Annotated in this window: 24 protein-coding genes (1 of these 24 cut by a window edge); 8 read left to right on the plus strand and 16 right to left on the minus strand. The window is 69.1% G+C overall.

The annotated features are described in order from the left end of the window. Position 1: 1 nt before the first annotated feature. Positions 2-691, minus strand: coding sequence for a GntR family transcriptional regulator (locus tag ABEG18_RS20950; RefSeq protein ID WP_406854987.1), 690 nt, complete (start codon positions 689-691; stop codon positions 2-4). Positions 692-841: 150 nt separating this feature from the next. Between ABEG18_RS20950 and ABEG18_RS20955 the strand changes: the two genes are divergently transcribed. Genes ABEG18_RS20955 through ABEG18_RS20985 form a run of 7 tightly spaced genes read left to right on the plus strand, consistent with a single transcriptional unit; the run spans position 842 to position 7,916 of the window. Continuing rightward, a complete protein-coding gene (locus tag ABEG18_RS20955) occupies positions 842-2,263 on the plus strand; it encodes a M20 family metallopeptidase (protein ID WP_406854988.1) in 1,422 nt (473 codons plus the stop codon). A 29-nt stretch (positions 2,264-2,292) separates the two neighbouring features. After that, on the plus strand, positions 2,293-3,987 hold the full coding sequence (locus ABEG18_RS20960; RefSeq protein ID WP_406854989.1) for a M28 family peptidase: 1,695 nt from the start codon (positions 2,293-2,295) through the stop codon (positions 3,985-3,987). Further along, positions 3,984-4,829, plus strand: a complete 846-nt coding sequence (locus tag ABEG18_RS20965; protein ID WP_406854990.1) for a transporter substrate-binding domain-containing protein — start codon at positions 3,984-3,986, stop codon at positions 4,827-4,829. Before ABEG18_RS20960 ends, ABEG18_RS20965 begins: the two co-directional genes overlap by 4 nt. A gap of 10 nt (positions 4,830-4,839) precedes the next feature. Beyond that, on the plus strand, positions 4,840-5,559 hold the full coding sequence (locus ABEG18_RS20970; protein WP_406854991.1) for an ABC transporter permease: 720 nt from the start codon (positions 4,840-4,842) through the stop codon (positions 5,557-5,559). Next, positions 5,559-6,278 (plus strand): ABC transporter permease, encoded by a 720-nt coding sequence (locus ABEG18_RS20975; RefSeq protein WP_406854992.1) that lies wholly within the window; start codon positions 5,559-5,561, stop codon positions 6,276-6,278. The genes ABEG18_RS20970 and ABEG18_RS20975 overlap by 1 nt, the downstream gene beginning before the upstream one ends. Further along, positions 6,275-7,036, plus strand: a complete 762-nt coding sequence (locus ABEG18_RS20980; RefSeq protein WP_406854993.1) for an ABC transporter ATP-binding protein — start codon at positions 6,275-6,277, stop codon at positions 7,034-7,036. Before ABEG18_RS20975 ends, ABEG18_RS20980 begins: the two co-directional genes overlap by 4 nt. Positions 7,037-7,070: 34 nt before the next feature. After that, a complete protein-coding gene (locus ABEG18_RS20985; RefSeq protein WP_406854994.1) occupies positions 7,071-7,916 on the plus strand; it encodes a transporter substrate-binding domain-containing protein in 846 nt (281 codons plus the stop codon). 68 nt (positions 7,917-7,984) lie between these two features. Here the strand turns inward: ABEG18_RS20985 and ABEG18_RS20990 are convergent, their stop codons facing one another. The 15 genes from ABEG18_RS20990 to ABEG18_RS21060 all read right to left on the minus strand — a co-directional run bounded on the left by ABEG18_RS20990 (position 7,985) and on the right by ABEG18_RS21060 (position 23,956). Continuing rightward, positions 7,985-9,175, minus strand: a complete 1,191-nt coding sequence (locus ABEG18_RS20990; protein ID WP_406854995.1) for an extracellular solute-binding protein — start codon at positions 9,173-9,175, stop codon at positions 7,985-7,987. A gap of 78 nt (positions 9,176-9,253) precedes the next feature. Next, positions 9,254-10,327, minus strand: a complete 1,074-nt coding sequence (locus tag ABEG18_RS20995; RefSeq protein ID WP_406854996.1) for a LacI family DNA-binding transcriptional regulator — start codon at positions 10,325-10,327, stop codon at positions 9,254-9,256. A 511-nt stretch (positions 10,328-10,838) separates the two neighbouring features. Continuing rightward, a complete protein-coding gene (locus ABEG18_RS21000) occupies positions 10,839-11,846 on the minus strand; it encodes a transketolase family protein (protein ID WP_406854997.1) in 1,008 nt (335 codons plus the stop codon). Further along, positions 11,843-12,694 carry a transketolase gene (locus ABEG18_RS21005; protein ID WP_406854998.1) on the minus strand — a complete coding sequence of 284 codons (852 nt, stop codon included), beginning with the start codon at positions 12,692-12,694 and terminating at the stop codon, positions 11,843-11,845. The genes ABEG18_RS21000 and ABEG18_RS21005 overlap by 4 nt, the downstream gene beginning before the upstream one ends. Positions 12,695-12,716: 22 nt before the next feature. Next, positions 12,717-13,466 carry an SDR family NAD(P)-dependent oxidoreductase gene (locus ABEG18_RS21010; protein WP_406854999.1) on the minus strand — a complete coding sequence of 250 codons (750 nt, stop codon included), beginning with the start codon at positions 13,464-13,466 and terminating at the stop codon, positions 12,717-12,719. Positions 13,467-13,564: 98 nt separating this feature from the next. Further along, positions 13,565-14,545, minus strand: coding sequence for a LysR substrate-binding domain-containing protein (locus ABEG18_RS21015; RefSeq protein WP_406855000.1), 981 nt, complete (start codon positions 14,543-14,545; stop codon positions 13,565-13,567). A 156-nt stretch (positions 14,546-14,701) separates the two neighbouring features. Further along, entirely contained in the window at positions 14,702-15,034 is a 333-nt protein-coding gene (locus ABEG18_RS21020; RefSeq protein ID WP_188519146.1) for a cupin domain-containing protein, read from the minus strand. Positions 15,035-15,060: 26 nt separating this feature from the next. Next, entirely contained in the window at positions 15,061-15,939 is an 879-nt protein-coding gene (locus ABEG18_RS21025; protein ID WP_406855001.1) for a branched-chain amino acid ABC transporter permease, read from the minus strand. After that, positions 15,932-16,705 carry an ABC transporter ATP-binding protein gene (locus tag ABEG18_RS21030; RefSeq protein WP_406855002.1) on the minus strand — a complete coding sequence of 258 codons (774 nt, stop codon included), beginning with the start codon at positions 16,703-16,705 and terminating at the stop codon, positions 15,932-15,934. Before ABEG18_RS21030 ends, ABEG18_RS21025 begins: the two co-directional genes overlap by 8 nt. Continuing rightward, the gene (locus ABEG18_RS21035) at positions 16,702-17,679 is read right to left on the minus strand and encodes a branched-chain amino acid ABC transporter permease (RefSeq protein WP_406855003.1); all 978 of its coding nucleotides are present in this window, start codon (positions 17,677-17,679) and stop codon (positions 16,702-16,704) included. The genes ABEG18_RS21030 and ABEG18_RS21035 overlap by 4 nt, the downstream gene beginning before the upstream one ends. Continuing rightward, on the minus strand, positions 17,648-18,379 hold the full coding sequence (locus tag ABEG18_RS21040) for an ABC transporter ATP-binding protein (RefSeq protein ID WP_406855004.1): 732 nt from the start codon (positions 18,377-18,379) through the stop codon (positions 17,648-17,650). Before ABEG18_RS21040 ends, ABEG18_RS21035 begins: the two co-directional genes overlap by 32 nt. Then, on the minus strand, positions 18,376-19,515 hold the full coding sequence (locus ABEG18_RS21045; RefSeq protein WP_406855005.1) for an ABC transporter substrate-binding protein: 1,140 nt from the start codon (positions 19,513-19,515) through the stop codon (positions 18,376-18,378). Before ABEG18_RS21045 ends, ABEG18_RS21040 begins: the two co-directional genes overlap by 4 nt. A gap of 37 nt (positions 19,516-19,552) precedes the next feature. Further along, complete coding sequence (locus tag ABEG18_RS21050; protein ID WP_406855006.1) at positions 19,553-21,100, minus strand: hydantoinase B/oxoprolinase family protein; 1,548 nt, start codon at positions 21,098-21,100, stop codon at positions 19,553-19,555. Between the two features lie 4 nt (positions 21,101-21,104). Further along, positions 21,105-23,168 (minus strand): hydantoinase/oxoprolinase family protein, encoded by a 2,064-nt coding sequence (locus ABEG18_RS21055; protein WP_406855007.1) that lies wholly within the window; start codon positions 23,166-23,168, stop codon positions 21,105-21,107. 5 nt (positions 23,169-23,173) lie between these two features. Next, positions 23,174-23,956 carry an IclR family transcriptional regulator gene (locus ABEG18_RS21060; RefSeq protein ID WP_406855008.1) on the minus strand — a complete coding sequence of 261 codons (783 nt, stop codon included), beginning with the start codon at positions 23,954-23,956 and terminating at the stop codon, positions 23,174-23,176. Between the two features lie 175 nt (positions 23,957-24,131). Here ABEG18_RS21060 and ABEG18_RS21065 point away from each other — a divergent pair, with 175 nt between their 5' ends. Then, positions 24,132-25,572 carry the 5' portion of a class I adenylate-forming enzyme family protein gene (locus tag ABEG18_RS21065; protein WP_406855009.1) on the plus strand. It continues 74 nt past the right edge of the window, so 1,441 of the gene's 1,515 nt are visible here — the first part of the coding sequence; the start codon lies at positions 24,132-24,134; the stop codon falls past the right edge of the window.

The raw sequence follows: 25,572 nt of genomic DNA on the forward strand, positions 1-25,572 counted from the left end.
GTCACTGCGCCTCGGACGCCTCGGCGAAGGCGCGCGACGTCGGCTCCAGGTTGAAGCCGGTTTGCAGGATGTGGGCGCGGATCAGCGCGCGGAGCCGCTCGGCGTCGCGGGCCGCGACGGCGTCCACCATGGCGAAATGCTCCCGGCTGGACTGCTCCACGCGCCGGCGCGTGCGCCACTGGCTGGCCGGCGCGGAGGAGATGCGGCCGCGCAGGTCCGTCACCAGCGCCGTCAGCTCGTCATTGCCGTTCAGCCGCAGCAGCTCCAGGTGGAAGGCGACGTTGGCGTCGTATTGCTCCAGCACGGCGCCGTCGAGCACGAGGTCGTCGAAGTTCCGCGCCAGCGCCGCGAGCCGTGCGACGTCCGCCTCGGCGGCACGGGCGATCACGCCGTCGACGGCGGCCAGTTCCAGGATGAGGCGGATGTCGCGGATCTTCGCCGCGCGCTCGCCGTCCTCCTCATGGACCCGGTAGCCGCGGTTCGGCCAATGCGCGACCAGGCGCTTCTGGACCAGGCGGTCCAGCGCCCGCCGGATCTCCAGGCGGTTGCGGCCGTATCGCCCTTCAAGATCGATCTGCTTCAGCCAGGCGCCGGCGGCGAACAGGCCCGACTGAATGTCGCGGGCGATGAGGTCCGCCACGTCATGCGCCTCGCGCCTGGCCGGCGCCGCGGGACTGCTGCTCGCGCTCATCCACCCCTCGCTCGACATGGCCCCAACGGGCGGTGATCCGGAGCATCTACTCCATGCACAACCGGAGATTGTCCGTCTGGACGGACTGTGCCACAAATTGGCGCCAATGTCTCAGCCGAGCCCCATGCGGCGGACCAAGCGGAGCCTGCGATGCGAAACGACGACGAAATCTGGCGTCTGGCGGACGCCAAGAGCCCGGCCTTTTTCGCGATGAGCGACCGCATCTGGGGCACGCCGGAGCTGAACTACCAGGAAACGCAGTCCGCCGCCGAGCACGCCCGCATGCTCGAGCAGGAGGGTTTCCGCGTCCAGACGGCCGTGGCCGGAATCCCGACCGCGCTGATCGGCGAGGCCGGCGAAGGCGGCCCCGTGATCGCGATCCTGGGCGAATACGACGCGCTGCCGGGCTTGAGCCAGGAGGCCGGCGTCGCGGTGGAGAAGCCGATCGAGGATGGCGGCGCCGGCCATGGCTGCGGCCACAACATGCTGGGTTCGGCCTCGCTGCTGGCCGCCACGGCGGTGAAGGACTACCTCGCCAAGAACGGCCTCAAGGGCCGCGTGCGCTACTATGGCTGCCCGGCCGAGGAAGGCGGGTCGTCCAAGGGGTTCATGGTGCGGGCCGGCCTGTTCGACGACGTGGACGTCGCGATCTGCTGGCATCCGGCCGCCTTCACGGGCGTCAACAAGCCGATCTCGCTCGCCTGCGTGGAGATCGAGTTCACCTTCCACGGCCGCGCCTCGCACGCCGCCGCGACGCCGCATCTCGGCCGCAGCGCGCTGGACGCCGTGGAGCTGATGAACATCGGCGTGAACTACATGCGTGAGCACATGCCGTCCTCGGCGCGCGTCCATTACGCCATCATCGACGGCGGCGGCATCGCGCCCAACGTGGTGCAGGCCCGCGCCACCGTGCGTCACCTCATCCGGGCGCGGACGCTGGCCGAGATGTGGGACCTCGTGCGTCGAGTCAAGGACATCGCCCAAGGGGCTGCGCTGATGTCGGAAACGCGCGTCGTCGCCAAGCAGCTTTCGGGTGACGCCAACCTGGTCGGCAACCGGCCGCTCGAGGAGTGCATGCATCGCAACCTGACGCGGCTCGGCGGACCCGGCTTCGACGAGGCCGACCGGCGCTTCGCGGCCGAGATCCAGAAGACCTTCTCCAAGGACGACATCCGCTCCTCCTATGGCCGCTTCGGGCTGAAGCCGCGTGACGGCGAGGCGTTGAGCGAGGAGATCTATCCGCTCGACTTCACGGCCGACCTCTTCGTCGGCTCCACGGACGTCGGCACCGTGAGCTGGGTGACCCCCACGGTGCAGTGCCGCGCCGCCTGCTACGCAGTGGGGACGCCGGGGCACTCCTGGCAGCTCGTCGCGCAAGGCCGCGCGCCGGCCGCCCACAAGGGGCTGGCGCTGGCCGCCAAGGCGATGGCGGGCGTGGCCGTGGACGTGCTCGCCGATCCGGCGCTGCTGAAGGCGGCGCGGGACGAGTTCGAGGCGTTCCGGCGCGAGAACCCGTTCGACAACCCGATAACGCCGGACGTCGAGCCGCCGCTCGACATGGCTGCCAAGTGAGCGGCCCCGTGGGTGTGGGCGCCCCGGCCGTGGACGCTGTCGCCGCGCTAGTGGACCGCGACCGGCTGATGGCGCACATCGCCGAGTTCGCCAAGCGGGTGAAGCTGTCGGGCACGCCCGAGGAGCTGGAGAGCTTCGGCTACCTGGAAAACACGATGCGGGGCTACGGCTTTCGCACTCGGCTCCTGTCGCACGACGCCTATATCAGCCTTCCTGGCGCGGCCTCGCTGGCGGTGGACGGGCGCGCCATCCGCTGCATCACGCATTCGATGTCGGACCCCACGGGCCCGGGCGGCCGCACGGCGGCGGTGGTGCATGTGGGCGAAGGCTCGGAAGCCGAGATCGCCGGCAAGGATGTCGCCGGCAAGATCGTGCTGGTGGACGGCATCGCGGTGGAGGACGTGGCGCGCTACGCCTCGGAAGCCGGGGCGATCGGCGAGATCCACATCTCGCCCACCGAGCAGACCTACGAGATGTGCATCTCGCCCGTGTGGGGCAGCCCCTCGCACCTCACGCGCGCCAAGCTGCCGCGAACGGCGGTCGTCACCGTGTCGCGTGACGACGGTGCGGCTCTGCGCCAGCGCTGCCTCGCAGGCGAGACGGTGGTGGCCACCATCACGAGCGCGGTGGACACCGGCTGGCGCAAGACGCCGCTGTTGGTGTGCGACATGGACGGGCCGGCGGGCGCGGACGCGCCCTTCGTGCTGTTTTCCGGCCACCACGACACCTGGCACTACGGCGTGATGGACAACGGCTCGGCCAACGCCACCATGCTGGAGGCCGCGCGCGTGCTGGCTGAACGCCGCGCCGACTGGCGGCGGGGCCTGCGCGTGTGCTTCTGGTCCGGCCATTCGCATGGCCGCTATTCGGGCTCGGCCTGGTACGCGGACGAGAACTGGATCGAGCTGGAGCGCTCCTGCGCGGCGCATGTGAATGTCGACTCCACCGGCGCGATCGGCGCGACGGTGCTGACCGACGCGGGCGTGATCGACGAGTTGACCGGCCTCGCCCGGGAAGCCATCGCGGCCGAAACCGGGCAGGACCACAAGGGTCGCCGCCAGGGCCGCGCCGCCGACCAGTCGTTCTGGGGCGTCGGCGTGCCGTCCATGTTCGGCAGCCTCAGCCACCAGCCGCCCGGGCCGGTGAAGATGCTCGTGGCGCTGGGCTGGTGGTGGCATACGCCGGAGGATCTCGCCGACAAGATCGACCCGGACCACCTCGTGCGCGACACCCGGATCGCGCTGCGCTGCCTGTGGAGGCTGCAGGTCGACCCGGTTCTGCCTCTGGACTACACACAGACCGCCGAGGCGCTGGCCCGGGAACTGGACGCGATCGCGGCCGGCGCCCCGGGCTTCGACTGCGGGGCCCTGCGCAAGGCGACGGCGGCGCTAGGATCGGCCGCCGCGGCCGTGAATGCAGCCGCCGCGCAAGCTGACGATCGGCTGGCCCGCCGGCTCGACGCCGCCCTGATGCGGGCGTCGCGCGCGCTGGTGCCGCTGAACTACACCAGCGGCGAGCGCTTCCGGCACGATCCCGCCATGCCGCAGCCGCCTTGGCCGTCGCTGCAGCCGTTGCGCGACCTCGCCGGCGCAGACGCCGGCTCCGACGAGCGGCGCTTTCGCGAGGTCGAGGCCCGTGCGGCCCGCAACCGCGCCCTGCACGCCATAGGCCTGGCGACCGAGGCGCTGACCCAAGCCCTTTCACCGAGTGGAGCCCCCCAATGACGCTCAGGACCACGATCGCGGCCGTTCTCGCGGCCACGCTGCTCGCCGGCGCAGGCCCGGCCCTCGCCAAGGACTGGTCCAAGGTGCGCATCGGCATCGAGGGCGCGTTTCCGCCCTGGAACGCCACCACGGCGGACGGCAAGCTCGTGGGGCTGGACGTCGACCTGCTGGCCGACCTGTGCAAGCGCGCCAACGTGCAGTGCGAGCTGATCGCCAACGAGTGGACCAGCATCGTGCCGAGCCTGCAGGCTGGCAAGTTCGACATGGTGATGTCGATCGGCATCAACGAGGCGCGCAAGAAGATCATCGACTTCACCGTCCCGTACGCCAGCGGGGCGGCGGCCTTCACGCTCAGCAAGGACGGTTCGATCGCGTCGCTGCCGATGGACGGCCAGCGCCTTGACCTGAACGACAAGGACAAGGCCGCGCCGGTGATGGCCGAGATGCGCAAGCTCCTGAAGGGCAAGACGGTCGGCGTGGTGCAGTCCACCAGCCACGAGCAGCTGATCCGGGCCAATTTCGGCGACGACGTCACGGTGCGGACCTACAAGACCTCGCAGGATCGCGACCTCGACCTGAAGTCCGGCCGGATCGACATCGGCTTCGACAGCGCCGTCTATGCGGCGACGCTGCACGACAAGCCCGGCAACGAGGACATCCGCATCGCCGGACCGCTGCTGAAGGGTCCGCCGCTCGCCACCGAGGTCGCGATGGGCGTGCGCAAGGACGACGGCGACCTGCGCGTCCTCTTCGACAAGGCCATCCAGGCGGCGGCCGCTGACGGCACGATCAAGACGATCTCCACCAAGTGGAGCAAGATCGACCTGACGCCGACGCCCTGACCCGCCGCGCATGAACCCCGTCGGCACGATGGATCTGCTTGGCTTCGGCCCCGGAGGATGGGGCCCGGCCATGCTGACGGCCGCCGCGATGACGATCGCGGTGGCGCTGACGGGATTCGTTTTCGGCTCGCTGATCGGCACGCTGGGCGCCTGGGCCAAGATCGGCGGCGGCGCGTTCGCGCGCGGCGTCGCGGACGCCTACACGACCGTGCTGCGCGGCATACCGGACCTGCTGGTGATCTACCTGTTCTATTTCGGCTCTAGCGCGGTGCTGACGCCCATCGGCCGCTTCTTCGGCGCCGAGGGCTTCGTCTCCCTGCCCGGCTTCCTGGCCGGCGCGCTGGCGATCGGGGTGGTGTCGGGGGCCTATTTCACCGAGGTGTTCCGGGGCGCCTACAACACCGTGTCGCGCGGCGAGCTCGAGGCCGCGACCGCCACCGGGATGACGCGTCTGCTGCGGTTCCGCCGCATCGTCGCGCCGCTGACGCTGCGCTTCGCGCTGCCGGGGCTGGGCAACGTGTGGCAGCAGGTGCTGAAGGAATCGGCCCTGATCTCGGTGACCGGGCTTGTCGAGATCCTGCGCCAGTCGCAGATTGCGGCCGGCTCCACGCGCCAGCCGTTCACGTTCTTCATGGCCGCGGCCGTGCTCTACCTCGTGATCTCCACCGCGTCCGGCTGGGGCCTGTCGCGCGCCGAGGCGCACTTCACCCGTGGCCTCCGGAGGGCGTGATGGACTTCGCCTTCCTGGTCGAGACCCTGCTGACGCTGCTGCCCGGCGTGCCGCTCACCCTCAAGCTCGCCTTTTCGGCCGTTGCGCTCGGGGCCGTGCTGGCGCTGGGGCTCGCGATGATGCGGCTGTCGGGCCTGCGCGCGCTGGACTGGCCGGCGCGGGTCTACGTGTTCCTGTTCAGGTCGACGCCGCTGCTGGTGCAGATCTTCCTGATCTATTATGGCCTCGGGCAGTTTCGCGAGGTTCGCACCAGCTGGCTCTGGCCGTTTCTGCGCGAGCCTTACTGGTGCGCCGTGCTGGCCCTGACGCTGAATACTGCCGCCTATGCGAGCGAGATCTTCCGCGGAGGGCTCCTGGCCGTGCCGCACGGACAGGTGGAGGCGGCGCGCGCCGCCGGCATGGGCCGCGGCCTGCTGTTTCGCCGCATCGTGCTGCCGGTGGCGATCCGCCAGGCGCTGCCGGCCTATGGCAGCGAGCTGATCCTGATGATCAAGGCCACCGCGCTGGCCTCCATCATCACCCTGATGGAGGTGACAGGCCTCGCCGCCAAGCTGATCGCCGAGACCTACCGGGCGATCGAGGTCTTTATCGTGGCGGGCTCGATCTACCTGGTTCTCAACTTTGTCGTGACCCGGCTCGTGCTGGCCGCCGAGCGCCGGCTCACGCCGCATCTGCGCCCCGCCCCGGTCGCGATCCTGAATGATGGAGGCGCGGCGTGACCGCAGTTCCGGCCGTCCGGCTCACCGACCTGCGCAAGAGCTTCGGGCCACTCGAGGTGCTGAAGGGCGTGTCGCTCGAAGCGCACGAGGGCGACGTGGTGTCGATCCTGGGCTCGTCGGGCTCCGGCAAATCCACCATGCTGCGCTGCATCAACATGCTGGAGACGCCCGATGGCGGCGAGGTCGCGATTGCGGGCGAGGTGATTGGGTTGAAGCCGACGCGCCACGGCATGCGGCCGGCCGACCGGCTGCAGGTGGACCGGATGCGCTCGCAGATCGGCATGGTGTTCCAGAGCTTCAATCTCTGGTCGCACATGACCGTGCTGGAGAACGTGATCGAGGCGCCCATCCACGTGCAGAAGCGGCCGCGCGCCGAGGCGGTCGCCGAGGCCGAGGCGATCCTCGCCAAGGTGGGCATCGCGGACAAGCGCAACCACTATCCGGCGCATCTCTCCGGCGGGCAGCAGCAACGCGCCGCCATCGCGCGGGCGCTGGCGCAGCGGCCCAAGGTGATGCTGTTCGACGAGCCCACCTCGGCGCTGGACCCCGAGCTCGTCGGCGAGGTGCTGCGCGTGATGCGGTCGCTCGCCGAGGAAGGCCGCACCATGCTGGTGGTGACCCACGAGATGGGCTTCGCCCGCGACGTCTCCAACAAGGTCGTCTTCCTGCACAAGGGCGTCGTGGAAGCGCAGGGCGCGCCCGGCGAGGTCTTCACCAACTCCACATCCGAGCGCTTCCGCCAGTTCCTGGCGGGCTGACCGCGCCAACACACAAAAACAGGAAAACAGGGTCATGAAACTCAACATCATCGCCGCATTGGCGCTCGTGGGCGCCGCCGTCGTCGCGAGCCCGGCCGCCGCGCAGCAGAAGGTGCGCTTCGCCACCGAGGGCGCGTTCCGCCCGTGGAACTGGACGGAGGCGGACGGCTCGCTCGCAGGCTTCGAGATCGATCTCTACAAGGACCTCTGCAAGCGCGCCGAACTCGACTGCACCATCCAGTCGCAGGCCTTCGAGGGCGCGATCCCGGCGCTGAACGCCGGCAAGTACGACGCGATCATCTCGGGCATGTCGGCGACGCCCAAGCGCGAGGAGGTGGTGCTGTTCACGATCCCCTACGGCTCCACGGGCCAGAGCTTCGCGGTGTCGAAGACCGGGTCGATGAAGGAGCTGCCCGACACGGGCCAGCTCTTCCCCCTCTCCACGCCCGCCAACGAGGCCGCCGCGCAGGCCGAGATTGACAAGCTGAAGCCCGTGCTGAAGGGCAAGGTGATGGGCGTGCAGACCGCCTCCATCGCGGCGTCCTTCGTCGACAAGTACCTGAAGGGCGTGGTGGACGTGCGCGAGTACAAGACCACCGAGCAGCACGACCTCGACCTCGCGGCCGGCCGCGTCGACCTGATCATGGCCTCCATGGCGTACCTGACCACGGCGGCCTCCAAGCAGGGCAATGAGGACATGGCCATCAAGGGCCCGCGCTTCCAGGGCGGCGTGCTCGGGCGAGGCAGCTCCATCGGGCTGCGCAAGGGCGACGAGGCCCTGAAGGCCAAGCTCGACAAGGCCATCATGGCGGCCAACGCCGACGGCACGATCGAGAAGCTGAGCCAGAAGTATTTCGGCTACGACGTCAGCGTGAAATGATCCGATATGCCCGCCGCCGGAACGCCGGCGGCGGGCTTTTCTTTGGCGCACGCCCTGACGGGCTGCGCTTATTTCTTCGTCTTGCTGTTGCCGATCTCCCGATCCCACTTGTCGAACATCGCGACCAGCGGCTTTGAATCGAGCGGCGGCTCGGTCGGGTTGTCGGAGATCATGGCCGCGTATTCCTGGCGGCCGAACTTGGCGATCGTCTGCTGGCTTTCCTTGGGAGCCATGTCGATCGTCACGCCATGGATGGCGGGGCCGGGATACATGTATCCGTGATCATACATGTAGGCCTGCTGCGCCGGCTCGAGCAGGTAGGCCATGAGGGCGAGAACGACGTCGAGCTTCTCGGGAGCGACGCCCTTGGGAATCGCCATGTAGTTGGCGTCCCCCACCCAGTGGAATCCCTTCAGGGTCGCGACCTTGAACTGCTCCGGGACGATGCCGAGATAGCGCGGATTGATGTCCCAGCCGGTGGTGGTCGCGATGATGTCCCGCGATCCCTCGGCCAGTTCCTTCATCGTCGCCGTCGTGCCGGACGGGTAGTACTCGATGCAGGTGTTCATCTCCTTTAGATAAGCCCAGGTCTTGTCCCAGCCGTGGATGGGGTCCTGCGGATCCTTGTCGCCCAGGAGGTAGGGCAGGCCCATCACGAAGGTCCGTCCCGGCCCTGAATTGGCCGGGCGGGCGTACATGAAGCGGTTCGGATGCGCCTTGCACCAGGCCAGCAGCGATTCCGCCGTGTCCGGGACGGCCTTCAGTTGCTGGGGATCATACTCCAGCAGCGGGCCGGACGGATACCAGTCGAGCACGAAGGCTTGCCCTTGCGCCATCTTCTGCATGGCGTAGGCGCCGGGCAAATAGAGCTTGTCGAGCGCGGGGAAGCGATCGGCGTATTTCGGCAGGATCTCCAGCCAGATGTTCTGCTCCATGCCGGCCGCCAGGGCGTCGTTGCCGGTCAGCACGAAGTCGATGTCCACCCGGCCGGCGTCCTGCTGCGCCCTCAGCTTGCCGGCGAGTTCCGGCGCCGTCGCCTTGGTGAAGACGAAACGGCTCACCAGGTCGGGATGCTCCTTCTGGAACTTCTCGAGGGCGGGCTGGCTGATCTGGAGGTCGCCCGCCACGTCGATCACGTTGATGGTCAAGGGCGCTTTCGGCTTGGCTGGAGCCTTGGCCGTCTGGGCGCTGAGCGGGGCCAACGCGCCGAACGCCATCAGGGCCGCTGTCGCCAGCCAATATCTCAAAGGGGACGCCATGTTCGTTCTCCTCCTGGGGGGTCGAGGTCGGAATGCGGTCCCGCCATGCGGCGCAAGAGCGTCGCGGCGGCTGGCGGATCAGGGTGGTCCCGGCGATCGGGACGGGGTTGCGGCGCGCAAGCCCGGACGCCGCGCGCCGCCGGCGCTCGTCTGCGCCAGCGCGGCGGCCGGCCGTGCGCCCGCCGTGCTGGCGCGAACCACCAGCGCCGTCGGGATGGTGAGGAGGCTCGGCGTGGTCTCGCCCGTGTCGATCATGCGGATCAGCAGGTCCACCGCGGCGGCTCCCGCATCGGCGCAATGCCCCGCGATGGTGGTCAGGGGCGGATGGGTCGTCGCCGCAAGCACGTCGTCGAAGCCGACCACGCTTACATCGCCCGGAATGGCCATGTCCCGCACCTGATAGCCCGCCACCACGCCCTGGGCGACCAGGTCGTCGAAGGCCAGCACGGCGGTGACGCCGGTTCGGACGAGTTCGTCCACCACCGCGCGGCCGGCCTCGTAGGTGGGGCGATGGGCGGGAACGGCCAGGAGCGCGACCCCCAGCCGCTGGGCGGCGGCGGCGACCGCCGTCTCTCGCTGCTGGTTGGCCCAGGACGCGGCTGGACCGCTCACATAGGCGATGCGGCGATGGCCGAGGCCGACCAGATGGCTCAGGGCGCTGGTGATGCCGCCGGCGACGTCCATGAGGACGCGCGTCACCGCGGGGATGTCGCGATTGATCAGCACCGTCGGCCTTTGCGACGCGTGATGCAGAATTCGGGCTTCGGCCTGGCGCGGCGAGGCGACGACGAAGCCGTCCACCTGGACGGCCATCTTGGAGAGCAGGACGTCCTCCCGGTCCGGGGTTTCGTCGGAATCTCCGATCAGGACCGCATAGCCGGCGGCGTCCGCCCGGGCCTGCGCCGCCCTGATCAGGGGCGGGAAAAAGGGGTTGGCGATGTCCGGCACGAGCAGCGCGATGACGCCGAACCGGCCGGTGCTGAGCGCCCGCGCGATGCGGTTCGGCACATAGCCGATCTCGTCGGCGACCCGCCGCACATGGTCCGCCACCGCAGCGCTCAGAAGATTGGGCCGGGAGAAGGCGCGCGACACCGTCGCCTTGGACACTCCAGCGCGCGCGGCGACGTCGGCGATCGTGAGTTGTCGTGTCACCGCGCCACCTCTGCAACCGGTTGCATAGAATGGTGGCGGCTCGCTTGACGTGTCAAGCCGCGATGGCGCGCGCGACCTCCCCCAAGACTCCGCACGCTGCTCCGCGCAGCGAAGGTCACGTCGCTAGATCGTCGAGACTAGGCCGGATGCCGGGCTGAAAGCGTCGCGGGAGGAGTATTCTGACGGTGCAGACGGCGAAAGAGCGGATCCACACGGCATGGCGCTGGCCTGCCATTCGCGTATGCGATCGGAAGGGCTCGAAGACCCCGCCTGTCAGCGAACTCCAACAGCATTGGAGAGCCGCGATGACAAGAGAAGCGATCCAGACGGAGGATACGCCGCCGGGCTAGTCCCGATGGGACCTTATCCTTGGAAGGTCAGCCCTTCGGGCCGCAGTCCGGAGGGCTCGTCGTGTGTGCGGACCCTGGTCCCGGACCGGTCCGGGATCGCCGCCCTCGCCGCTCACAGGAACCCCGTCGAGAGCCATGGCGCCGCGGCGATGATTAGCGGGTCACAGCCAGGCTTTGATCCTGCTGCTGACCGCCGAGGCCGAGATGCCGTAGCGCTCGTGCAAGGTGGGCAGCGCCCCCGCATGCAGGAACTCGTCGGGCAAGCCGATATGCCTGAATTTCGGATGGACGCCCGCCTGGAGCAGCGCCGAGGCCACGGCGTCGCCGAGGCCGCCGATCACCGAGTGGTTTTCGGCCACGACCACGAGGCGCCCGCCCTTGCCGGCCTCGCGCAGGATGGTCTCCACGTCCAGCGGCTTGATGGTGGGCGCATGCAGGACGGCGGCGTCGACCCGGTCGTCGGCGAGCAGCTTGGCCGCTTCCAGCGCCCGCATGGTCATCAGCCCGGAGGAGATGATCAACACGTCGCGGCCGTCGCGGATGGTCTTGGCCTTGCCGAGCTCGAAGCTGTAGCCGTACTCGTCCAGCACGACCGGCACCTGGCCGCGCAGCAGGCGCATATAGACCGGTCCCTGGTGGGCCGCGATGGCCGGCACCGCCTGCTCGATCTCGTGGGCGTCGCAGGGATCGATCACCGTCATGCCCGGCATGGCGCGGAACAGGGCCAGGTCCTCCGTCGCCTGGTGACTCGGCCCATAGCCGGAGGTCAGGCCCGGCAGCGCGCAGACGATCTTCACGTTGCGGTTCTCTTCCGCGATCGTCTGGTGGATGAAGTCATAAGCGCGGCGCGATGCGAACACCGCGTAGGTCGTCGCGAAGGGGGTGAAGCCTTCCGCCGCCAGGCCCGCCGCGGCCCCGAACAGCAGCTGCTCGGCCATGCCCATCTGGTAGCTGCGGTCGGGGAAGGCGTTCTGGAAGATGTGCAGGTCGGTGTATTTGCCGAGATCGGCCGTCATGCCGACGACGTCCGGCCGCTCCTTGGCGAGCGCGACGAGCGCGTGGCCGAAGGGAGCGGGCCTGGTCTTCTGCCCCTCCGCCGCGATCGAGGCGATCATCGCCGAGGTGGTCAGGCGCGGCTTGGCCGCGGGGGCGTTCGGCGTGGACGTCATGCGGGCCTCCCATCGTCCAGGGCCTGCAGCGCGAGCCGCCACTCGTGGGCCTCGACGCGGATGAAGTGGTTCTTTTCGCGGGCTTCCAGGAAGGGCACGCCCTTGCCCATGAGGGTGTCGGCGATGATCATCTTGGGCCGCGGCTGGTCGTCGGCCTTGGCCGCGTCGAAGGCCGCCACCACGGCGTCGACGTCGTTGCCGTCGATGCGCTGGACGTGCCAGCCGAAGGCCGCAACCTTGTCGACCAGCGGCTCGAAAGCCATGACCTGCGAGGACGCCCCGTCAGCCTGCTGGTTGTTCACATCGACGATGGCGATGATGTTGTCGAGCTTGTGGTGGGCCGCCGCCATCATGGCCTCCCATTTCGAGCCCTCGTCGAGCTCGCCGTCGGAGAACAGCACATAGACGCGGGACGACGACGCCTTGCGCTTCAGCCCCAGCGCCATGCCGACCGCGATCGACAGGCCGAGGCCGAGCGAGCCGCCCGACATCTCCATGCCGGGCGTGTACTGCGCCATGCCGGACATCGGCAGGCGGCTGTCATCGAAGCCGTAGGTCTCGATCTCGGCTTCCGGCACCACTCCGGCCTCGATCAGCGCCGCATAGAGCGCAATGGCGTAGTGGCCGTTCGAGAGCAGGAACCGGTCGCGTCCCTCCCAGGTGGGATCCTCGGGCCGGTAGGTCATGGCGTGGAACCAGGCCGTGGCCAGCACGTCGGCGATGTCGAGCGCCTGGGCGATGTAGCCCTGGCCCTGCACCTCGCCCATGCGCACGGCGTTGCGGCGGATGCGGTAGGCCCGCTCGGCGATGCTGGGCGCGTTCGCGCCCGGCGGCGGAGGCGTCGTCATGGGTCTGCTCCCAGGTCAAAGATCAGTGGATGAGCATGCCGCCGTTCACGTCGATGACGGCGCCGGTGACGTAGGCGGAGAGGTCGGAGGCCAGGAACAGGTAGATGTTGGCCACGTCCCGCGCCTCGCCGAGGCGGTTCAGCGGGATGCCCTTGATGATGTCGGCCTTCATCTCGGGCGTGAGCTTGCCGCCCGTGATGTCGGTCTGGATCAGGCCCGGCGTGACGCTGTTCACCCGGATCCCGTCGGGCCCCAGCTCCCGCGCCATGGCCTTGGCGAGGCCCAGCACGCCGGCCTTGGCCGCCGAATAATGCGGGCCGCCGAAGATGCCGCCGCCGCGCTGCGCCGAGACCGACGACATGCAGGCGATCGAGCCCTGCCGGCGGGCGCGCATATGCGGGATGAAGGCCTGGCTGAGATAGAGCACGCCGGTCATGTTGACGTCGACGACGCGCGCCCAGTCCTCGGGACGGACGTCCATCACCTTGAGCGGCTGCGTAATGCCGGCGTTGTTGATCAGGATGTCCACAGCGCCGAAGGCGGCTATCACCTGCTCGGCGGCGCGGCGGCAGCTGGCGAGGTCGGCGACGTCGCAGCCGAGCCCGACATGGCCGGCGCCCAGCTCCTTGGCGGCCTCCGCAGCGCCGGCGGCGTCGAGGTCCAGGATGGCGACCCGTGCGCCCTGTTCGGCGAAGAGCTGCGCGGTGGCGCGTCCGATGCCCCGTTTGCTGGCCGCCCCGGAGATCACTGCGGTCTTGCCCTTCAGCAGCATGCGGTCCTCCTTGTCCGATCCTGCGCCGGATCGTGGCGAAGAGGTATCATCGCGTCCCATTCACGGGCAAACGAGAAAAACCACGCGGTCCAAGACTTTCACTCACCGGTCGCCAGACTCGCCTGGACCGGCGCGGCGGCCTTCCTGACATAGCCCTCGTCCAGCGCCGCGATGTCGAGATCCAGCGACAATTCCCGCGCCAACCATTCCAGCACCATCGCCATCGAGCGCGCATAGCGCTTCGCCCGCGGGAAGACGATCCAGTGGCCCGTATAGACCACGTCCTCGCACAGGCCCTGGAGGGGCCGCACGAGCCGGCCGGACGCCAGCTCCCGTTCGGCCAGCAAGGTCGACTCCAGCGCCACCCCGATCTCGTCGGCGGCGGCGCTGAGCGACATGAAGCTGCGGTCGAAGCGCGGGCCGTTCGGCACGGGCGCGACCAGGCCGTTGGCCGCGAACCAGGCCGGCCATCGCACTTTCTTGTTGTCGCTCTCGATCAGCGTCAGCTTCATCAGGTCCGCGGGCGTCCTGATTTCGCGCGCCAGCGACGGCGCGCAGACGGGCGTGACGGTTTCCGTGCCCAGCGGAACCACGATCACGCCCTGCTGCAGCAGGCGCCCGTAATGCTCGGCGGACGGGACGCCGTACACGATGTCGGCGTCGAACTCGTCGGCCAGGAACCGCGTGTAGTCGGTGCCCGTCGCGAGCCTCAGCTCGAGGCCGGGACACTCCGCCAGCAACCGTTTCAGGCGCGGCACGAGCCACTGGGCGGCGAAGCTCGGCGCGCAATGCAGCTTGAACAGCTGCGGCTTGCGCGCCGCGACGCTGCCGATGCCGAGCTGCAATTCGCCGAAGCCGCGCGCCACATGCCGCATCAGCGTCTCGCCTTCCGGCGTCAGCCGGATGCTGCGGCCTTCGCGCTCGAAGAGCACAGTTCCGAGATCCCGCTCCAGCCCGCGGATGGCGTGGCTCACGGCGCTCGGAGACAGCCCGAGGTCGTCGGCCGCCAGCCGGAAGGAGCCTGTCCGCGTCGCCGCCTCGAAGGCGCGCAACGCCGTGAGATGGAGATTGCGGATCATGGCCGCAGGATGGAGCCGAGCGCCGCATCCCACAAGGATTTCGCGAGGGCATCACAGCCAGCGAAGTCTGTGAGGTCTCCGGACACCTCAAAGGCGGCGTGAACCGATGGACGCCAGGCATGCGTCTCGGCCGTTCGCCACCGCCTCGCACCTGCTTTAAGCGTATTCGGGTCGCGCCGGTGTAAAGACGTCCAGGTTGAGGACTGCTTCGTCGCCGATGACCTCGCCCCAGTGCTCGACGTTCGGCGGGACCACCAGGAGCTGGCCCGGACCGAGAATGTGTTCTTCACCACCGACCACGAACCGTATCCTGCCTGCCAGGATGTAGGCGATCTGCTCGTTGGGGTGGGAGTGCGGCTTGGGCTCATGGCCGGGCTGGAGCCGGTGGAGCGCCACAGTCGCGCCGTCGCCCGTAAAGCCCTTGCGCTCGACGCCGGGGCGGACCGGCGTCCACGGGATGTCGTTCCAGTTGATCGTGGGAATGCTCATCGGCGGATCTCCGTTTGGTGTGACGCCTACTTGGCCGCGCCCAGGATGCCGCCGGGACGCAGGAACAGGAACACCAGCAGCATCGAAAGCGCCGCCACGTTCTTGAGGCCGGACCCAAGAGCCGCGATCGCGCCGGCCTGCACGAGCCCGAGCAGCAGGCCGCCCAGAAAGGCCCCGAGCGGACGCCCGAAGCCGCCCACGATGGCGGCGATGAAGCCCGAGATCGCGAACGGCACGCCGACGTTGAACGCCGTGTACTGCGTCGGGGTGATCAGGATGCCCGCCGTGGCCCCGAGCGCCGCGCTCAGCGCAAAGGACAACGCCAGCATGCGCTTGACCGGGATGCCCTGCAGCGCCGCCGCCTCGCGGTCGATCGAGCACGCCCGCATGGCCTTGCCGGCCAGCGTGTAGCGGAAGAAAGCCGTCAGGGCCGCGATCACGAGCGCCGACGCGCCGAGGATCCAGAGCAGCTGGACGCTGATCGCGACGCGCCCGAGCATCAGGGGCGGCACGTCGGTGAACACCGGCAGCGTGCGCGGCTGGTCGCCGGCCGCCAGCAGCGTGGCGCGCTCCACCACGATCTGCGCCGCGAGCGTCGCCAGGATCATGACGAACATCGTCGCGTTGCGGTCCCACAGCGGACGCACGACGAGGCGCTCCAGCAGCATCCCCATGGCGGCCACCACCACGATGGCCACCGCGGCGGCTGGCAGAAGCGGCACGCCGTATCGCATCAGCAGCAGCTGCGTCAGCATTCCGCCCAGCATCACGAACGCGCCCTGGGCGAAGTTCACGATGCCGCTCGCGTTGTAGATCACGCAAAAGCCGATGCCGATCAGGCCATAGATGCAGCCCGTGCCGAGGCCGCTCACCAGCACCTGGGCGATGTAGGTCGGGTCAGCCATCGGCGATCTCCACTCCACCCAGATAGGCGGCGATCACCGCCGGGTGGGCGCGCACCTCGGCGGGGGCGCCCTCCGCGATCTTGCGGCCGAAATCGAGCACAACGACCCGGTCGGCGACGTTCATCACCAGCGACATGTCATGCTCGATCAGCAGCACCGTCACGCCCTGGTCCGCGATGGTGCGGATCACGGCCGCGAGGCGCTTCGACTCGGCGGCGTCCAGCCCGGCCGCGGGCTCGTCGAGCAGCACGAGCCTGGGGCTCGCCGCCAGAGCGCGCGCCACTTCGAGCAGGCGCTGCTGGCCATAGGAGAGCACCTTGGCGGGTTGGTCGGCGACGTCCAGCAGGCCGACCAACGCCAGCAACTCGCGGGCGCGCGCCGAGACGGCGGCCTCCTCGCGCCGGGTTGAGCCCGGGCGCAACACCGCCGCCAGGAGGCCGCTGCGGGTTTGCAGATGCTGGCCGACCTTGACGTTGTCGAGCGTCGTCAGGTCCGGAAAAAGCTGCACCAGCTGGAACGTGCGCACGAGGCCCCGGGCCGCGAGCCTGTCCGGCCGAATGCCGACGATGTCCTCGCCATCGAAGAGGATGCGGCCCTGGTCGGGCGTCAGGAAGCCGGACACGAGGCTGAACAGCGTCGTCTTGCCGGCGCCGTTGGGGCCGATCACCGCGGTGACGCCCTTCGCGGGCACGTCGAAGCTGACGTCGCCCGTGGCGGTGACGCCGCCGAAGCGCTTGGTGACGCCCTGGACGCTGAGGCGGGTCATCGATCGGCGCTCCGCGGGCGGGCCTTCGCCCTGTCGAACAGCGAGGCGAGGCCGCGCGGCGCGTAGATGAGGATCACGATCAGCGCCGCCCCGTAGGCGAGGTCCTGGTAGTCCTTGAAGCCGCGGAACACCTCCGGCATCAGGCTGACGATCAGCGCGCCCACCAGCGGCCCCGCGACGCTGCCGACGCCGCCCACATACAGCATCGTGAATCCGAGGATCACCATGTGCAGGCCGAACACCTCGGGGCTCACATAGCCGACCACGTGCACGAACAGGCACCCGGCCAGCGCCGCGAAGGCGGCCGAGACCAGGAATGCGAGCAGCTTGGTGCGGGCGACGTCGACGCCCAGCGCCATGGCGCCGTTCTCGCTGGCGCCGAGCGCCAGGAAGGCGCGGCCCATCCGGGAGTCGCGGATGCGCGCCGAGATGAAGGTCGACGCCAGCACGATGGCGACCAGCAGCGCGAGCTGGCCGCGATCGGACGTCACCTCATAGGAGCCAACGCCCAGCGGCGGGATGCCCGAGATGCCCAGATAGCCCTGGGTCACGGACTGCCACTCCACCGCGATCTCATACGTGATCAGGCCGATCGCCAGCGTGCCCATCGCCAGGTAGTGGCCCTTGAGGCGCAGCGTCGGGTAGCCGATCACCAGCGCGAGCAGCACCGCCGCCGCCACCCCGGCCCCCATGGCGGGCACGACCGGCCACCCGTAGGTCGTGGTCAGCACCGCCGACATGTAGCCGCCTACCGCCGCGAAGGCGTTCTGCCCGAACGAGACCTGGTTGGTGTAGCCCATGAACAGGTTCAGGCCGGTGACGAACACCGCGTATACGAGCGCAAAGCCGATCACGGTCGCCGGGTAGCCGCCGGCCACGAAGCCGTAGCCCACGAAGAGCGCCGAAAGGCCCCATGGCAGCAGGCGAAGCACGCTGCGCCAGTCAGGTGAAGTAGTACTGCGCAAGGTCTTCATGGCTCGTGATCTGATCGGCGTCCAGGCTGGCCGCGATGCGGCCAAGGGAAAGCACATACACGCGGGTGGCCATCTTCAGCGCCGCCGGCGCCTTTTGCTCGACCAGCAGGATCGGCAGCCCCTCGTCGCGCAGGGTCGCGAGCTTCTCGAAGATCTCGGCCGTGATGCGGGGCGCGAGGCCCAGCGACGGTTCGTCGAGAAGCAGGATCTTCGGGTCGCCCATCAAGGCGCGCCCGATGGCGAGCATCTGCTGCTCGCCCCCCGACATGGAGCCGGCGAGCTGCGCCCGCCGCTCGCCGAGGCGGGGAAACAGCTCCAGCACGCGCGCCAGCCGGCGCTCGAATTCGGGCTTGTCGCGGCCCAGCCGGTAGGCGCCGAGCTGCAGGTTTTCCTCGACGGTCATCGGCCCGAAGATGCCTCGCCCCTCGGGCACCAGCACCACGCCGCGCGCACTCACCGCCACGGCGTCGCCCCGCGGCAGCGGCTTGCCCTGGAACATCACCTGCCCGGTCGTGGAGGTGAGCCCCAGGATCGCGCGCAGCAGCGTCGACTTCCCGGCCCCGTTGGGGCCGAGAATAGCGACGAGCTCACCCGTCCGGACACGGATGTCCGTCGGGGCGAGGACGCGCACGTGCCCGTAACGGGCCGTGAGCGCCTGCGTCTCGAGGATCGCGTTGCCGGGCGCGCTCGCCAGCGTCATTGAACGACCTTGACCTTGCCGTCGCTGATCGTCGCGATGAAGAACGGGTTCTTGGTCAGGCCCTGATGCACGGTCGCGCTCATGTCGTAGACGCCGGTCGTGCCCTGGAAGCCGCTCAGCGTCTCCAGCGCGTCGCGCACGGCCGGACCCTCGATCGACTTCGCCTTCTCAATCGCCGCCACGGTCAGCATCACGCCGTCCCAGCCGCGCGAGGCCCAGTTCGGGTCGCGGTCCTGGAACTTGGCCTTCCAGGGATCAAGGAACTTGCCGATCTCGCTCTTGAGCGGACCGGCCGGCAGGCCCTCGTAGACCTGCGAGGGCGAGGCCACGAATAGGAACTTGTCGCCCAGCACCTCGGCCACCGGCTTGAACACCGCGATGTCCTCCAGGCTGGTAAGCATCAGGAGGTCGCCGCCGAGCTGCTTGATGTTCTTGGCGGCCGTGAGGGTCGTGCCGCCCAGGCCGATCTTCAGGATCGCCTTGGCGCCGGCCGCCTTCATCTTGGCGATCTGGACGGAGAGGTCCGCGTCGTCCTGCTTGTACTGCTCGACGCCCACGACCTCGATGCCGTAGTCGGCCGCCGACTTCTCGGCCGCCGTCTTTTGCAGGTTGGCGTAGGGAGTGGGATCGTGCAGCACGCCGATCTTTTTGACGTCGGTCTTTTCCTTCAGGTATTCGAGCCGCTTGGTCACCTCGAAGCCGGCCGGCGGCAGGGTCGTGTAGGCCCATTTCACCTGGTCGGGCTGCTGCGGCAAAATCGAGCACAGCACCATCGGCACCTGGGCGCGCACCACGAGGCCGGCGGCCGCGAAGTTGCCGGCGGAGACGCAGCCGCTGATGAAGATGTTGACCTTGTCGGAGGTCAGCATCTTTCGATAGACCGTGACGGCCTCCTGCGGCTCGGACCGATTGTCCTCCACAATGACCTCGAGCTTGCGCCCCGCGACGCCGCCCTTGGCGTTCACGGCCGCGACCGCGAGCTCCACGCCGTCGCGCCAGGCGCGGTCAACGGTGGCCGCATAGCCGGTGAGCCCGGCCGAGATGCCGATCTTGTAGGGTTCCTGGGCCAGCGCAGGCCCGCCGGCGACGACGCCGAGCGCGAGGCCGAGCGCAGCCATTCTCATCGTGTTCGTCATGGTTTCCCTCCCAATGTTTTGTTTCACGGACGCCCGTTTACTCGGGCGATCCGAACCCTCCGCCGCCCGGCGTCTCCAGCAGCACGACATCGCTGGCCTGCATGGTGAGCTTGCGCGGCTCGCTGACGTCCTGGCCGTTGATCTGGAAGCGGCCGGCCTTGCCGGGCATGCCGCCCCCGACCCCGTCCGGCCCGCTGTTGAGGCGGCTCGGCACCGCGTTCAGCAGCCATGGCTGGTCGGTCAGCATCCTGAACTGGATGATCTGCCCGTCGCCGCCGCGCGAGCGGCCGGCGCCGCCGGAGCCCCGACGCAGCTCCTTGCGCTCGAACACGATCGGCATGGCGGCTTCGAGGATCTCGATCGGCACGGCCGCCACCCCGGTGGGGTAGCAGGTCGCGCTGGGCCCGGGCTTGGTGGCGCGCGCGCCCATGCCGCCGGAGTAGTTGAACATCGAGGAGGTGAAGGGCTCGCCGTCCGGCTTCTTGCCCTGGATCTGGATGGTCCACACTGCGCCCGACCCTTCGGCCAGCACGCGCTCGGGCATCACCTGATGCAGCGCCTTCAGGATCGGCATCGGCACATACATGCCCACCACGTGCCGGGCGTTCACCGGCGCGGGGTATTTGCAGTTCACGATCGAGCCGAGCGGCGCCTTGATCTCGATCGGCGCGAGGCTGCCCGTGTTGTTGGGCAGCTCCGGGTTGAGGCAGCTGCGGATAGCGAAGGTCGAGTAGGCGTGCGTGTAGTTCAGCACCACGTTGATGCCCATCGGCACCTGCATGGTGGAGCCCTCGAAGTCGACCGTGATCCCACCCTTTTCGGCGTCGATCGTGACGGCCGTCTTCAACGTGATCACCTGCCCGCCCGGCACGTCGAACTGGCTCTCGCCATGGTAGACGCCCGGCTTCAGCTTGCGAATGGCCTCGCGCGTGGCGTCTTCGGAACGCTGGATGATCTCGTCCGACAGCGTCTCGATGTCGTCGATGCCATGGCGGCGGCACAGCGCGATCAGGTGCTCGGCGGCCGCGTGCCCGCTCGAGACCTGCGCGGCGAGGTCGCCGAACACCGCGTCCGGCGTACGGACGTTGCGGCCGATGATGGCGTGCAGCACCGGATTCGGAACGCCGCGCTCATAGAGCTTCAGCGGCGGGATCCAGAGCCCCTCCTCATGGACGTCGCGCGCGCCGGCCCCGATGCCGTAGCCGCTGATGTCCGTGTGGTGGATGGTGGAGCCGATATAGGCGATCAGCCGCTCGCCGTCATAGATCGGCGTCAGGATGGTGATGTCGAAGAAGTGGCCGGCCGACAGCCACGGATCATTGGTGATCAGCACGTCGCCGGGCTCGCATTGTCCCTCGAAGAGCCGCACCAGATGCGCGCCCGCGAAGGCCAGCGAGTTGATGTGGCCGGGCGTGCCCGTGTTGGCCTGCGCGACCATGCGGCCGCGCAGATCGAACAGCGCGCAGGCGAGATCGCCCGCCTCGCGCACGATGGGGCTGAAGGCGATGCGCTGCAGCGCCTTCGAGCGCTCCGTCACGATGCCGATGAGGTTGGACCAGAGGATTTCGAGTTCGACGCCGTCCATCGGATTATCCCTTCGTGGCGACGATGCAGCCGAGGCTGTCGATGACGGCGACCCAGCCGGGCGGCAGGGCGGTGGTGGTCTCGCGCTCCTCGATGATCGCCGGGCCGGAGATCGACTGGCCCACCGCGAGATCGGCGCGATTGTAGACAGGGGTGTTCTGGCTGTCTGCCCAAGCGTGGACGAGACGGTGTCGACGCGGCTCGCCGGGCGATGAGCCCGCCCTCGGGACGGCCTTGACGGCGACCAGCGGCCCGCGCGCCGTCACCCGCCAGGTGACGATCTCGACCGGCACGTGCGAGGGGTTCATGCCGTAGAGCGTCCGGTAGGCTTCGGTGAAGCGATGTTCCACGTCCGCGAGATCGCGACCCGCGCGCGGGTCCTCGGCGAAGGTCACCGCCACTTCGTGCTGCTGGCCGACATACCGCATGTCCGCGCCGAAACTGAAGGTGACGTCGGCGGGCGCGCAACCGGCCTCGCCCAGCGCGGCGGTCGCCTCGGCTGTGAGCTCGTTGAGAATGGAGTCTACCCGGCCCCAGTCGAGCTCGCCGAGCCGACCGAGATCGCTGCGCACGAGGTCGAGCCGGACCGGCGTGACGAGCGTGCCGAAGGCCGACAACACGCTCGATTGCGGCGGCACGATCACGCTGGTGCTTTGCAGCAGGCTCGCGACCTCGCAGGCGTGGAGCGGACCAGCGCCCCCGAATGCGAACAGCGGCAAGCCGCGGTAGTCCACCCCGCGATCGGTCGCGTGCGTGCGCGCCGCCGACGCCATCGCCTCGGTGACGACCCGGAACACGCCACGCGCGGCCTCGATCGTGGCGACATGCAGCTTGTCGGCCAGCGCCGCCACCGCGCGCTCGGTCGCCGGCAGGTCGAGCCGCATGTCGCCGCCGAGGAAGTTCTCGGCGTCGATGAGGCCCAGCATCAGGTCGGCGTCCGTCACCGTGACGTTCTGGCCGCCGCGGCCATAGCAGGCGGGGCCCGGCTGGGAGCCGGCGCTGTGCGGGCCGACCTTCAGCAGCCCCAGCGCGTCCACATGCGCGATGGAGCCGCCGCCGGCGCCGATCTCGATCATGTCGATGGACGGCACCGTCACCGGCAGGCCGCTGCCCTCCTTGAAGCGGTATCGCCGGTCGACCTCGAACAGGCCGGTGACGAGCGGCTGGCGGTTCTCGATCAGGCAGGCCTTGGCGGTGGTGCCGCCCATGTCGAAGGACATCAGCCGGTCGACGCCCAGCAGCTCGGCGTAGTGGCACGCCGCCAGCGCGCCGGCGGCGGGGCCGCTCTCGATCATCCGGACGGGATTGCGCCCTGCCGTCTCGGCCCCGACGACGCCGCCCGAGCTCAGCATGATGAGCGGCGTGTTGGCGAAGCCCTCGCTGCCCAGACGCTCCGAGAGGCGGCGCAGGTAGGGCTGCGAGATCGGCATCGCGTAGGCGTTCACCGTCGTGGTCGACGCCCGCGGATATTCGCGGATCTGCGGCGCCACGTCCGAGGAGCAGCAGATGAACAGGTCCGGCAGCGCGTCGCGCAGGCCGGCGACCACCAGCCGTTCGTTCTGGGCGTTGGCGAAGCTGTTGAGGAAGCACACCGCCACGGCCTTGGCGCCGCTCGCCGCCACCTGCTCGACCAGCGCGGCGATCGCCGCCGGGGTTGGCTCCTGCGTGACGCGGCCATCCGCCAGCGTGCGCTCCGCCACCCCGAAGGTGAGCTCCGCCGGCGCCAGCGGCTCCGGGAACTCGATCTGCGGGTCGTACATCTCGTAGCGGTGCTCGTTGCGAATATAGAGCACGTCGCCGAAGCCCTCGGTGGTCACCAGCGCGGTGGGCTGGCCCTTGCGCTCGATCAGCGCGTTGGTCACCACCGTGGTGGCGTGCACCACCACGCCGCCGACGTCGGACGGCTGGACGCCGGCCTTGGCCAGCACCGCATGGACGCCGCCGAAAAAGCCTTCCAGCAGGTCGTGGTGGGTGGTCAGTGTCTTGTCCACCGTCAGCGCGCCGCCAGCGTGGCGCAGCACGATGTCCGTGAATGTGCCGCCGATGTCGACAGCGAGCGAGTACGTCATGGGGGTCACTCTCTCCAGCCCAAGGCCCGCGAAATGCGTCTCGCGGTCCCGACGACCGCCTCGACCTGCGCGTCGGCAGGGTCGGCGGGGATGAATTGCTTGGCGCCCACGATCGCGATGGAGGCCACGAGGCGGCCCTGGTGGTCGTAGACCGGCGCCGCGATGGTGTTGACGCCGCTGATCACCTCGTCCGGCGCCGTGGACCAGCCGCGCTCGCGCACCTTCGCGACGTCGCGCTCCAGCGTCTGCGGATCCGTGATGGTCTCGGGCGTCCAGGCAGGGAGCGGCGCCTGGCGCACGGCGTCGAGCAGCGCGGCCGGGCCGAAGGCGAGCCAGATCTTGCCGTGCGCGCTGGCGTGCAGGGCGAGCTTCGTTCCGGGCCGGGTCGCGAACTCGATCACGGTGCGGCCCTGGGTGAGCTCCAGCACCACCACGTCGCCGTCCACCAGGGCGCAGATGGTCACGGCCTGGCCGGTTTCGTCGCGCAGCTGGATCAGTTCGGGCCGCGCCGTCGTGACGATGTCGAAGCGGCTGCGGCAGGCCTCGCCGAGCACCATCAGCTTGACGCCGACGTCGTACCGCCCCGTTGCCACGTCCTGCCGGACGAAGCCCCGGCTCGCCAGACCGCGCAGGTGACGATGAACGGTGGCCTTCGACGCGCCGAACTCGCTCGCGATCGCGGCCAGCGTCGTCGGCCCGCTCTGGTAGGCGAGAAACTCGACGATGCGCAGCGCCAGATCCAGCGTGCTCGTCGCGCCTGCCATGGGCCTGTCCAGGACGTCGCTCATTTCCAACCCTAGGCGTTTCAAATGGTGAAACGCTATTTCATTATTTCAAACAGTGCTGGAACTTTGCCCCGGCGTCAACCATCATGGCGGGTGTGCAGGCCCGGTCGCACGCGTCGATCTCCATGACGGCGCGCGACGCCGATGGCAGGATGCGCAACAAGGGGAGATCGACGCCATGAACCTCGCCGCGATGATCCGGGACGTGGCTCGCCGCCAGCCTGACGCCCCTGCGGTGACGGATGGGGCGGTCACGCACAGCTACGCGACGTTCGTGGATCGCGCCGCCCGCATCGGGGGAGCCCTGCGCAACCGTGGGCTCGTTCCCGGCGACCGCGTGGTTCTCGCGATGGAGAATTGCGGCGAGTTCCTGGAGCTGCTTGTCGCCTGCTGGACGGCCGGGCTGTGCGTGGTGCCGGTGAACGCCAAGCTGCACCCGCGCGAGGTCGAGCACATCGTGCGCGACTCCGGCGCCCGCGCCGCATTCACGACGCCCGGCCTGGCCGGCGGCCTCACGCCCCTCGCCTCCCAGGTGGAAACGCTGGAGGCGCTGATCTGCACCCGCACGCCGGACTACGCCAGGCTGCTGGGTTGCGACCCCTGCGCGGTTCACCCGGGCGGCGCCGAGGAGCGGGCGTGGATCTTCTACACCAGCGGAACAACCGGCCGGCCGAAGGGCGCGATCCTGAGCCACCGCAACCTGCTCTTCATGAGCTTTTCCTATTACGCCGACATCGACGCGCTCGACGCCCGCGACGTGAAGCTGCATACGGCGCCGCTCTCGCATGCGTCCGGCCTGTTCGCCCTTCCCCATTTGCTCAGGGGCGGCCACCAGGTCGTGCTGCCCGGCTTCGACATCGAGGCGATCGCGGATGCGCTGCTGCGGTACTCCAACGTCACCATGTGGGCCGCCCCCACCATGCTGACCCGGTTGGTCCACAGCCCGCTCGCGTCCTCCCTCAGGACCGAGAGCATCAAGACGATCTACTATGGCGGCGGGCCGATGTACGTCGCCGACCTGCAGCGCGCCCTGGCGATCTTCGGCCCCCGTCTCTACCAGATCTACGGCCAGGGCGAGTCCCCGATGACAATCGCCGGACTGGCGAAAACCATGCACGACGCGCCTGACGATCTGCGCACCTGCGGGGTCGCCCGGACGGGCGTCCTGGTGCGGGTTGTGGACGACAGGGACCAGGACGTGCCGCCGGGGGAAATCGGCGAGGTCGTCACCCGCAGCGATTGCATGATGCAGGGCTACTGGAACAACCCGACGGCCAGCGCCGAAGCCCTGCGCGGCGGGTGGCTGCACACGGGCGATCTCGGCAGCATGGACGAGCGCGGCTTCCTGACCCTGCGCGACCGGTCCAAGGACATGATCATCAGCGGAGGCAGCAACATCTATCCCCGTGAGATCGAAGAGGTGTTGCTGCGCCACCCGGGCGTGCTGGAGGTCTCGGTGGTGGGGCGGCCGCATCCCGAATGGGGCGAGGAGGTGGTCGCGTTCGTCGTCGCCAAACCCGAGGCCGGCGTGAGCGACGCGGCGCTTGACGCCCTCTGCCTAGAGCACATCGCCCGGTTCAAGCGCCCGAAACACTATGTTTTTTTAGAAGCGCTTCCCA

The organism is Alsobacter sp. KACC 23698, from assembly GCF_045348435.1.
Taxonomy (GTDB): Bacteria; Pseudomonadota; Alphaproteobacteria; order Rhizobiales; family Beijerinckiaceae; genus Alsobacter.